The sequence below is a fragment of the Sphingomonas yabuuchiae genome, from assembly GCF_014199595.1.
Taxonomy (GTDB): domain Bacteria; phylum Pseudomonadota; class Alphaproteobacteria; order Sphingomonadales; family Sphingomonadaceae; genus Sphingomonas; species Sphingomonas yabuuchiae.
Genome location: NZ_JACHNX010000039.1, coordinates 1 through 9,569, shown reverse-complemented (window position 1 = coordinate 9,569; position 9,569 = coordinate 1). Strand labels below are relative to the sequence as shown.

17 protein-coding genes are annotated in these 9,569 nt (G+C 64.4%); 15 read left to right on the top strand and 2 right to left on the bottom strand.

The features are described from left to right. Window positions 1–535: pentapeptide repeat-containing protein (locus tag GGQ89_RS19405; RefSeq protein WP_184107108.1), on the bottom strand; the 535-nt coding region annotated here is incomplete at its 3' end. Window positions 536–697: 162 nt separating this feature from the next. On the opposite strand from GGQ89_RS19405, the gene GGQ89_RS19400 reads away from it, so the two are divergent. Beyond that, on the top strand, window positions 698–1,120 hold the full coding sequence (locus tag GGQ89_RS19400; protein WP_184107105.1) for an HIRAN domain-containing protein: 423 nt from the start codon (window positions 698–700) through the stop codon (window positions 1,118–1,120). Here GGQ89_RS19400 and GGQ89_RS19395 read toward each other — a convergent pair. Further along, window positions 1,074–1,679, bottom strand: a complete 606-nt coding sequence (locus GGQ89_RS19395; RefSeq protein WP_244955826.1) for a helix-turn-helix domain-containing protein — start codon at window positions 1,677–1,679, stop codon at window positions 1,074–1,076. The genes GGQ89_RS19400 and GGQ89_RS19395 overlap by 47 nt on opposite strands. 90 nt (window positions 1,680–1,769) lie before the next feature. Here GGQ89_RS19395 and GGQ89_RS19910 point away from each other — a divergent pair, with 90 nt between their 5' ends. The 14 genes from GGQ89_RS19910 to GGQ89_RS19330 all read left to right on the top strand — a co-directional run. Continuing rightward, complete coding sequence (locus GGQ89_RS19910) at window positions 1,770–1,964, top strand: hypothetical protein (protein WP_244955825.1); 195 nt, start codon at window positions 1,770–1,772, stop codon at window positions 1,962–1,964. Then, a complete protein-coding gene (locus GGQ89_RS19390; protein ID WP_184107103.1) occupies window positions 1,961–2,131 on the top strand; it encodes a hypothetical protein in 171 nt (56 codons plus the stop codon). Before GGQ89_RS19910 ends, GGQ89_RS19390 begins: the two co-directional genes overlap by 4 nt. A 307-nt stretch (window positions 2,132–2,438) precedes the next feature. Next, window positions 2,439–2,849, top strand: coding sequence for a hypothetical protein (locus GGQ89_RS19385; protein WP_184107101.1), 411 nt, complete (start codon window positions 2,439–2,441; stop codon window positions 2,847–2,849). 44 nt (window positions 2,850–2,893) lie between these two features. Beyond that, complete coding sequence (locus GGQ89_RS19380) at window positions 2,894–3,073, top strand: hypothetical protein (protein WP_184107099.1); 180 nt, start codon at window positions 2,894–2,896, stop codon at window positions 3,071–3,073. Continuing rightward, window positions 3,073–3,438 carry a hypothetical protein gene (locus GGQ89_RS19375; RefSeq protein WP_184107097.1) on the top strand — a complete coding sequence of 122 codons (366 nt, stop codon included), beginning with the start codon at window positions 3,073–3,075 and terminating at the stop codon, window positions 3,436–3,438. The genes GGQ89_RS19380 and GGQ89_RS19375 overlap by 1 nt, the downstream gene beginning before the upstream one ends. A 17-nt stretch (window positions 3,439–3,455) precedes the next feature. Beyond that, a complete protein-coding gene (locus GGQ89_RS19370; RefSeq protein WP_184107095.1) occupies window positions 3,456–3,617 on the top strand; it encodes a hypothetical protein in 162 nt (53 codons plus the stop codon). After that, on the top strand, window positions 3,607–4,140 hold the full coding sequence (locus GGQ89_RS19365) for a hypothetical protein (protein ID WP_184107093.1): 534 nt from the start codon (window positions 3,607–3,609) through the stop codon (window positions 4,138–4,140). Before GGQ89_RS19370 ends, GGQ89_RS19365 begins: the two co-directional genes overlap by 11 nt. Window positions 4,141–4,166: 26 nt before the next feature. Beyond that, complete coding sequence (locus tag GGQ89_RS19360) at window positions 4,167–4,424, top strand: DUF2312 domain-containing protein (protein WP_184107091.1); 258 nt, start codon at window positions 4,167–4,169, stop codon at window positions 4,422–4,424. Window positions 4,425–4,927: 503 nt separating this feature from the next. Then, on the top strand, window positions 4,928–5,665 hold the full coding sequence (locus GGQ89_RS19355) for a helix-turn-helix domain-containing protein (RefSeq protein ID WP_184107089.1): 738 nt from the start codon (window positions 4,928–4,930) through the stop codon (window positions 5,663–5,665). Next, window positions 5,568–6,107 carry a hypothetical protein gene (locus GGQ89_RS19350; protein WP_184107120.1) on the top strand — a complete coding sequence of 180 codons (540 nt, stop codon included), beginning with the start codon at window positions 5,568–5,570 and terminating at the stop codon, window positions 6,105–6,107. Before GGQ89_RS19355 ends, GGQ89_RS19350 begins: the two co-directional genes overlap by 98 nt. Before the next feature lie 299 nt (window positions 6,108–6,406). After that, a complete protein-coding gene (locus GGQ89_RS19345; protein WP_184107087.1) occupies window positions 6,407–6,874 on the top strand; it encodes a hypothetical protein in 468 nt (155 codons plus the stop codon). A 157-nt stretch (window positions 6,875–7,031) separates the two neighbouring features. After that, entirely contained in the window at window positions 7,032–7,343 is a 312-nt protein-coding gene (locus GGQ89_RS19340; RefSeq protein ID WP_244955824.1) for an HNH endonuclease, read from the top strand. Between the two features lie 120 nt (window positions 7,344–7,463). Then, window positions 7,464–8,024 (top strand): hypothetical protein, encoded by a 561-nt coding sequence (locus GGQ89_RS20185; protein WP_244955823.1) that lies wholly within the window; start codon window positions 7,464–7,466, stop codon window positions 8,022–8,024. 4 nt (window positions 8,025–8,028) lie between these two features. Continuing rightward, on the top strand, window positions 8,029–9,569 hold a 1,541-nt coding region (locus GGQ89_RS19330; protein WP_342354531.1), incomplete at its 3' end, for a terminase large subunit.

Below are 9,569 nucleotides of genomic sequence, written 5' to 3'. Positions count from 1 at the left end.
AGGCCCGCGACAGGTAGGCCCCCGACAGGTAGGCCCGCGACAGGTCGGCCCCCGACAGGTCGGCCCCCGACAGGTAGGCCCCCGACAGGTAGGCCCCCGACAGGTAGGCCCGCGACAGGTAGGCCCCCGACAGGTAGGCCCGCGACAGGTCGGCCCCCGACAGGTCGGCCCCCGACAGGTAGGCCCCCGACAGGTAGGCCCGCGACAGGTCGGCCCCCGACAGGTAGGCCCCCGACAGGTCGGCCCCCGACAGGTAGGCCCCCGACAGGTAGGCCCGCGACAGGTCGGCCCCCGACAGGTAGGCCCCCGACAGGTAGGCCCCCGACAGGTCGGCCCCCGACAGGTCGGCCCCCGACAGGTCGGCCCCCGACAGGTCGGCCCCCGATTTCACCGCCCAGCGGATCGCCAGCCCGAGCTTTACGCGGATAGATGCATCCGGCGAGCAGATGATTTCGGCGGTGAACTGGACGGCATTGGTCCAGCGGTTGCGGACCTCGAATTTTTCGGTGTGTGCTTCGACCGACAGGGCGGACATAGCGATCTCCTCGACCGCTTCGCTCGCATCAGGCGACGATCAGCGGTGAGGGCAAATTAGTGTGATTATTCCCACCATGTCAATGATAAATGTGATTTCTCACATCGTTCTTGTATTGTTCCTGATCTTGATCATGCTGGTGAGGCCGGGAGGTGGTGATTCGTGCTGGACGATGATGTCGATTTTCTGAGGGTGGTAGGGGTCTCGCATTATCAGGATGCGGTGTCGCGTTGCTCGCCGGGTGAGGCGGTTCGCTTCGTCCATGAACCCGACAATCCTCACGACGCCACCGCGCTGCGCGTGGTCTCGCTCTTAGGCGAGACCATCGGATATGCCCCCAGGAATAGCTGGGTGCACCATATGATCCACCAAAGCGGGCGGGGCGTCTCAGCAGTCGTGCACAGCGTCGGCTACAGCCGTTCTTGCCTACTGGGCGTGCTGCTCAGCATGGCCGTCTGCGATGATGAAATCGAGCGCGCTTCGTACTATCCGGGCAGGCCTGCTCCTGAACCGCCGCCCGGCGGGTTCCGCTATTGGATCAGTACCCCAGGCGACGTCGAGCGGCGCGTGGCAGGACGAAAATGACTGGTCGGGCCCACTCGATCTCTATGTCGACAATATCCTCGGCGTTTAGCGACCGCAGCGTCCATAACCCCGGCCTGGTGCCAAATGCGAGCTGCTTTACATAGGTTTCGCCGCTACTCGCCCGCACGACGCAGAAGTCGCCGACATCGTCGGGGCTCACCCCAGGCGCGGCCTTTTCGATGTACAGGATGTCGCCTGCCGAATAGCGCGGCAACATCGATATCCCATCAACTTCCAGGGCTTCAAGTTCGCCGCCCATGCCAGGCGGCATCGGCACTGCGCCTCCGTCGACGGGCTCGAAAATTACCGAGCCGCCGGCCCCAACGCGGCCCGCTACCCGAATGCTGCCGCCGCCCACGATATCGGCGATCGACACCTCCAGAGCATTCGCAAGACGATGGAGATTGCCGAGCTTGACGTCATCACCGTCCAGCATGTCGCGGACGAACGTCTCCCCTTTGCCTGCCTTCTTCGACAGCGGCTTCGCCTTGATGCCCTTTTGGTCCATCAACTGGCGAAGGCGTTCCTTCACGCGCGCAACTTCGTCCTGCTCATTCATGTGTGATCTATCACACAATGGCGAGCCTAAACGATAGATGGGTGTTTTCACACCTTGACGGTGTGACAATTCACACATACTGTTATGCTCATGGAAAAGATCCTGAGCGACATCGAGGCTTTCCTCGCCACGCATGGCATAGCACCAACCCGGTTTGGTGATGAGGCTCTGGGCGACCGTCATTTGGTTCGCCAGCTCAGGGAGGGCCGGAGGCTGTGGCCTGAGACCGAGGCCAAGGTCCGCAAGTTCATGTCCGAATACCAGCCTGCGCGGGCGGCAGCATGAACATCGGCTGGCCTCAGGGCACCATCCTGGCGATGATGTTCCTCGTCGTGTGCATCAACGCCTCGCGCAATGGTGAGCCTCGCCGCGGACATTACGACCTCGGAGCCGCGATGATCGGCGCAGCGGCGGAGATCGCTATCTTATACTGGGTCGGGTTCTTCTCGTGACCTGCGCCGCCTGCCAGTCCGCGACCTGCGCCCATTCCGATCCGGTCTATGCCGGTATCCACCCTCTCCCTGCGGCTGCCGCCTCCGTACTCCCATGCTCTGGCCGCAGCACCTTCACCGGCGGCTGCGCACTCCCGGCCGCCGCCGGTGACATTGTCAACCAGCGCGCGAGCGATCGCGATGCGGACGGCTCGCGGTGCGGTGGAGAGGCTATCCCTGTTCATACCGCTGGAGTTGCCCGATGACCGGCTCAACTGTCGTTGCGAAATCGGAACAGATTTCCAAACCCCGGTTGCATGCGAAGATCATGCGCGGCTGGGCCCGCGCGATCGACCGCATGGGAAAGGGTGCCTTCGCTGACGCGATCGAATGCAGCGCCCAGGCTCTGGACAAGCAACTGGCCGGGTCGATGCCGTCGCTTGAGACGCTGGACCGCGCCCTCGCTGCCGAGCCGACCATTCTCGACGACTGGCTGGCGGCGCGCGGAAAGCGCCTCGTCGACCAGGACGCGACCTGTGACGTGGACGACATGAGCCTGCTGATCGCCCGCGTCATGGTGATGATCCAGGAAGCCGAGCACCCCGAGGGGCCTGGCGGCCGGACGATCGTCCCGCAGGAATATCTCAGCGGCGAGAAGATCATGCGCGATCTGCATGCGGTGACTGGTCAGTGGCTGGAGCGCTGCTCCGCCATCCGGCGACCGCGTGAGGTGGCCTGACACAAGGAATTGAACGCCGCTGAACGCGGCTTGGAGTGACGACAATGACGATTGCCAATGACGACGCGGGAGCGGCTGGCGCTGCTTTCGCGACCGAAGAATTGCGTCTTGCGATGGTGCAGCCTGCGGCGGCGGTGATCGTCTCCGGCGGCAAGAACTATCGCTTCCTGCCGATCGCCTACACCGCGCAGGCCGTCATCCCTTTGCTCGAGGTGGCGGCGTAATGGCTGACGAAGCCGACATCGCCGCCCAGCTGGAGGCGGAGCACATCAGCCGCAGCCTCCAATCGCTGCCTGTGCCGATTTCCGGCACAGATGGCGGCATTTGCGACAGCTGCGAATTGCCCAGCCCACGGCTGTTCGATGGCGAATGCGCCTGGTGCCATGACGGCCGGGAGCGCCCCGACCACCACCAGCCTGAGCCCGCGCCGCGGATCACCCCTGTAACCTTCGCTCGAGGCGGAAAACCGTTCCTGCCCGCCCCGATAATCCGCGCGGCGCAAAACGCGGGTAAACCCCTCGATGTCTTCGTCACCGAGATGATCACGCGCGGTTTCGCAGCCTTCGAAGCCGAGGCACGACAGGCGTGATTCCTTACGACGCCCCGATGATCGACGCGATCCTGCGCCGCATGCCTGCGGAGCGGCTGGCGATCGTCGTGCCGTCGGATTTCCAACGCTGGCCGCTGGTTGTGGTCACAGCCTCCAGCATCATCCGTGAACTGATCACCAACGAACGCGCACGGAGGCGCGAACATCATGGACAATGACGTCAAGATGTACTCGCAGGTCGCTGCGGCGGCTGGCGTGACCGATCAGGAGGCTATGGTCGCCTGCTATATGCTCGGCCTCTCGCAGGCCGGTAAAACGCTCGATGAGGCCGCGACGTTATTGCGCGTCACGCGGCCGATCGCCCGGCGACACGCTCGTAGCTGGAGCATCCGTTTCCCTGATTATCCATCGGCCGCCGCGCCCGTCTTCCTGACTTGGGAGAAGGAGAAGGGCGGACGGTGGGTGCTACTCGATGGCACGCGCGAGCTCGCCGATGCCGTCAGCGATGGCACGGGAACGGGTCGCTATGTCGCCCGGATCATTGGCCATTCGGCTCGATATGACGGATCGTCCGCCGAGGTCGCGATCGCGCGCTGTTCGGAAGCGATCGAGGAATCCTGCGTCCATCTGATCGGCGCGGAGGATGTCGTCATCCTGGGGCCGAAGAAGGGCGATCTCGTGCGCGTGGCGCCCACCAACATCGGCGCCCCGACCACCCTCGCCCGCGCCCTCCATTCCTGATCACCAACCCCGAAGGAATTAATACCATGGCAGACGAATTTGACAGCAGCGGCAACGTGACCGCCGAAGAACTGCGACTTCTGATCGAGCGCGCTGAGCGCTTGGAGGAAGAGAAGAAGGGCATCAGCGACGACATCAAGGATGTGTTCGCCGAGGCCAAGGCGCGCGGGTACGACCCGAAGCAGATCCGCAAGATCATGGTGATCCGCAAAAAGCGCCGTGAGGAATACCAGGAGGAGGAAGCGATCCTCCACACCTACATGACCGCACTGGGCATGATCTGATGCGGCCCGGAGATGTCTCGCGCGGCTTTTACGTCGCATTCGGTGCAACCTTTGGGGTCACGGCGGCGGTTGGCTGGGTAATCGTGCTGATCAAGGTTGCCCGCGCCCTTTGGCGGGTCATCGCGTGATGCGCTGGCCGCTGTCATCTCTATTCCGCCAGGCCCCCGTTGACCGCCTCGCCCCGCTGCGCGCCGACCTAGACGCGGCGCTTACGGAACGTCGGATGCAGCGGCCCACCTCCCCCCGCTTGGAGACGCGTCGGTTCGAACTGGCACGTCCCAAGGTCGAAGAACTGCGGCGCTCGCTCGCCGATCAGCAGGTGACATTCTGATGGACGACCATGCGCAGCATTCGCGCGGGCCAAGTGCTCGGCGGCTGGCATTGCAGCGGGCCTGCCCGACCTGCGGCGCCCTACCCCGTCATTCGTGCATTGGGTCGCGCGGTAAAGCGCGCGTATCCGTCCACGCCGACCGCTTGGCCCAGGCACGGGGGCAGTGGCCCGCGTGACGCTCCTGACCGGCTTTGATCTGTGCCGTGCCGCCGTCGCGGTCGAGGCGATCAGCGCGCCCGAGCAGAGCGTGCTGATGGTGCTCGCCATCATGGCCGACAAGCAGGCGCAGTGCTGGCCCAGCATTGCGGGCTTGGTGAGCAAGACGAAGCTGTCGGAACGGTCTGTGCAGAATGCGGTGAAGGCGCTGGCTGAAGCTGGGCACCTCACGCGCAAGGAGCGCCCAGGTCACGGCGTCGTCTACACCGTACACCCCCGCACGGCATGCGCCCCCGCACAGGCTGCACCCCCGCAGGAGATGCGCCCCGCAGGAGATGCGGCAACCCCCGCAGGAGGTGCACCCAAACAGCCAAGAACCACCAAACCTACGAAGGCTTCGCCTTCTTCGGTACCGCGAGCAGAGCGGGCCACAAAAGTCCCGGCGGACTTTTGGCCAGCGCCCGCCGCCACCTCCCTCACCGCAAAGGCCATGGCCGACTGGCCGCCTGGTGAGATCGAGGAGCAGGTCGAGCACTTCATCGACCTGCACACGACGAAGGGGACGACCAGCCTCGACTGGCAAGCCTCCTGGAGAACCTGGGTCAAGAATTGGAAACGCTTCAATGGCAACCGACCTCGCAACCACCGCAATCCCGATGAACTCCAAAACCCTATGGTGCGGGCTCTCCGAAACGCCGAAGCTCGAGAAGCTCGTCAAGGAAGCGCCGTCGTTCAGCCACGTCTGCTCTCCTGAGGAGCGGGCCGCGCTGGTCGCGCTGGTGCCGCAGTACGAGGCGTCGCTGGCGCCAGCGTCCCGGCAAGGCTGCCGCCGCGCAATAGCCAAGCTGGCCATGGCCTATCCGTCTGCGAAGGTCAGCGACATCGAGGCGGAAGCACGGCTGGAGATTTACGCCGATGCGCTCGACGACGTGCCCGGTGACGTGCTCGCCGCCGCCTGCGCCGCCGCGCTGCGGGAGAGCCGCTTCTTCCCGACCCCGGCCGAAATCCGCGAGCGGTGCGGCATGCTGGCCCGGCGGAAGTGGGAGCTGTCCAAGATTCGCGCGCTGGTCGCAACGCATGACCGCATGTGGCGCCCCGATCCCGCACCGCTGAGCGCCGAGGAGGCGGCCGAGGTGTCGAAGATCGCGGCGCGGTTCAAGACTGACGACCAGGCGGCGGAGGCCAAGGCAGCATGAGCGAGTGGTGGGTGAAGCCGACGCGGATCGAGCTACGCCTGATTTGGGTCGTCATCGGGTTTCTCATCGGCAGGTTTTTATGACCGCAAAGGGGTGAGCGATCCACGGTGTTTATGGTATGTTCTCAACAGATTGGCAGGGCGGATTTTATGGGGCGCAGCAAGGGCAAATTGAGCAAGGGGCAGCCTCGGGGCAGCCGGTCGGCGTCGGGACGCAAGCGTGATCGGACGCCTGTTTCGCTGATGCCATGCGAGGGCATCCAGCGCCGCCGCGCTTTATATGGCCTCCCAGCGAATGACGTGGGCGAGGTAGACGCCAAGGCCCGCCAGGATCGTGGGCGCAAGGCGGAGACGGACACGTGCGACGCCATCGGCCGCGCCTATTGCGCCGGGCTGCTCGGCACTGGTCGGCAGGCCGAGGACCGACTGAACGCCGCACGCCGCATCGCCGCCGCATACTGGGCGGCCTATGGGTTCGGCACACCCGACAGCCTCGCCCGGTTCCAGCCCCAGCAGGGCAAGCTGCCGTCGGACCCTGAGCGCGATGCCCTGCGCGAAGCGTCGCTGACCCGTTCGCTCGAGCTCATCAATGCGCAGGGTCGTCATATCAGGAACGCCTTTGACCAGTTGGTCATTGATCCCAACCCGGACAGCGGCCCGGCGTGGTTGGATGCGATCGTCATGGCCCACCGCGCCAAGGATCAGGCTCAGGCCAGCCAGTACCAGCAGATGGAGCGCGCGCTCGACGGTCTCGATTTGATCGCTTGACGTTCCCGTTTATTTCTGGCAGGTAGCCATCGTGCACGTTGTGCGTTCGGAGTGATCAAGAGCCGCGCCCTTTGGGGTGGCGGCTCTTCTCATATGCGGGGTCGACATGGGGAAGCTAAAAGCTCTGCCCTCTACCCTGTCTCGATTGCAGCCTGGATTGGGCTCGCTACCTGCGCCTGTCCGGTCGACCAACGCCGAACGATCCACCTATTCGCCTTGGCGCAAGCTCTACAACACCGCCCGCTGGCGCTCGCTCCGCATGAAGATCTTCATGCGTGACGGGTTCACCTGCCAGTGGCCGGGCTGCGGGCATGTCGAGGGCAACACCTCGCTCCTGGTCGCCGATCACCGTCAGCCCCACCGAGGCGACGAGGCCCTGTTCTGGGACGAGGGCAACCTTTGGACCCTCTGCAAGCCGCACCATGACGGGGCGAAGCAGAAGGCCGAGCGGGCCGGTCGCAGGGGCTGACCCCACCCCCCGGTCAAAAGTCTGGCTGCCTGCGTGGTCGCAGACCGCTGGTTCTCTCACGCGCAGAAAAAATCCTGGTGGGTGATCCGGGGTGCGAACTTGGGCCGGAGGTGGCCGCCGATGGCAACCCGAAAATCAACTATCGACTGGCCTCGTATCGAGCTTGAATACTTGGCCAACGAAGATTCGATCCGCGAGATTGCTGATCGGCACGAGATTTCAGACACCGCTATTCGTAAGCGGGCGAAGGCTGAAGGCTGGGTTCGGGCGGTTCGCACTGCGAACCGTCGCGAACCGGACCGGTCGCCACCTCCTCCCCCGGCCATGGACCCCGAGAAGCGCCGCGAGCCGGGCGAAATCGCGGATGATGGACGCGGGATCGTTGGGCGGATGCTCGACGAGCTGGACACCATCACCAGTCGCCGAGGCGAGCTGGAGGATATGATTGTCGACGCGACCGATGGGGACGAAGACGACGCCCGCCGGGACGCGATGATGAAGGCGGTCAGCCTGCCGGTCCGCGCAAAGACGATGCAGACCTTGGCGCTGGCGCTGAAGACCTTGAACGAGGCCTCGGCGCCGCAAGGGAAGAAGGCCGCGCAGCAGGAGAAGGCGAACGCCATCGGTGGGGGGAGCCGATTCGCTGGTCTCGGCCCACCTAAGCTGAAGGCGGTCACCTGAGGTGGTGACGTGGTCGACGGCGTGCCCAGATTGGAAGCGCCGGATCCAGGAGCGTCGCTCGCTGATCCCGTTCTCGCCGCTCTTCCCCGCCTCGGCAGAGGCGAAGATGGCGGTCTTCACGTCGCTGCAGATCGTCGACCTGCCGGGCCGTCCGACCATCGGCGAATCGGCCGACGAGTGGCTGCTCGACTTTGCCGCTGCAATCTTCGGGGCGTATGACCCGGACACCGGGCAGCAAATGATCCGCGAGGGTCTACTTCTGGTGTCGAAGAAGAACACCAAATCGACCATCGCCGCGGGCATCATGCTGACGGAGTTGATCTGCGGCTGGCGCGAGAGCGATGAAAACCTAATCTTGGCACCCACGATCGAGGTCGCGGGCAACAGCTTCAAGCCCGCCTGCGACATGATCCGGGCCGACGAGGAATTGGACGCGCTGCTCCATATCCAGGAGCATGTGCGGCTGATCACCAACCGCCGCACGAAGGCGACCCTGAAGGTGGTCGCGGCCGATGCTGCGACGGTATCGGGCAAGAAGGCCAGCCGGGTGTTAGTCGACGAGCTTTGGCTTTTCGGAAAGAAGGCGAGCGCGGATGCGATGTTCCGCGAAGCGACAGGCGGTCAGGTGTCTCGGCCGGAGGGGTACACCCTCTATCTGACAACGCAGTCTGACGAGCCGCCTGCTGGCGTCTTCAAGGAAAAGTTGGCCTATGCCCGTGATGTGCGGGACGGTCTTGTCGACGATCCCGAATTCCTGCCGGTGCTCTACGAGTTTCCGGACGAGATGATGGCGAAGGATGAGCATCTCGACCCCGCCAACTTCTACATCACCAACCCCAATCTCGGTCGGTCGGTCAGCCAGAAATGGCTGGAGAGCGAGTTTCGGAAGGTCGCCAATGCCGAGGACGGCACGAAGCAGGTCTTCTACGCCAAGCATCTGAACGTCGAGATCGGCGTCGGTCTGCGGCACGATGCTTGGATCGGCGGCATCTACTGGTCCGGTGCCCATGCCGATCCCGCCCTTTGGGACGGGTCACTCGAGCAGATGCTCGACATCTCGGAGGTGGCGGTCGCAGGTGGTGACGGCGGCGGTCTTGATGACCTTCTCGGCCTTGCCCTGATCGGGCGACACCGCGAGACGAAGCAATGGCTTCTGTGGTGCCGCGCCTGGGCGCAGCAGGATGTGTTTGACCGCCGGAAGGATATCGCCTCCCGGTTGAACGACTTTTCGGCGCAGGGATCGCTGATCAAATGTCGCGAGCCAACACAGGATCTGGTCGAAGTCGCCGACCTCTTGGAGCAGGTGAAAAGGGCGGGGCTGTTCCCCGAGCAGGCTGCGATCGGGCTCGATCCCCAGGGGGTCACGGCTCTGGTCGACGAGTTGGCTGGGCGAGGGTTCACCGCTGATCAGATGCTGGCGGTCAGCCAGGGCTTCCGCCTTTCGGCGGCGGTCTGGGGCATGGAGCGCAAGCTGAAGGACGGCACGCTGGTTCATGGCGGCCAAGAGCTGATGTCCTGGTGCGTCGGCAACGCCAAAGCCGAGCA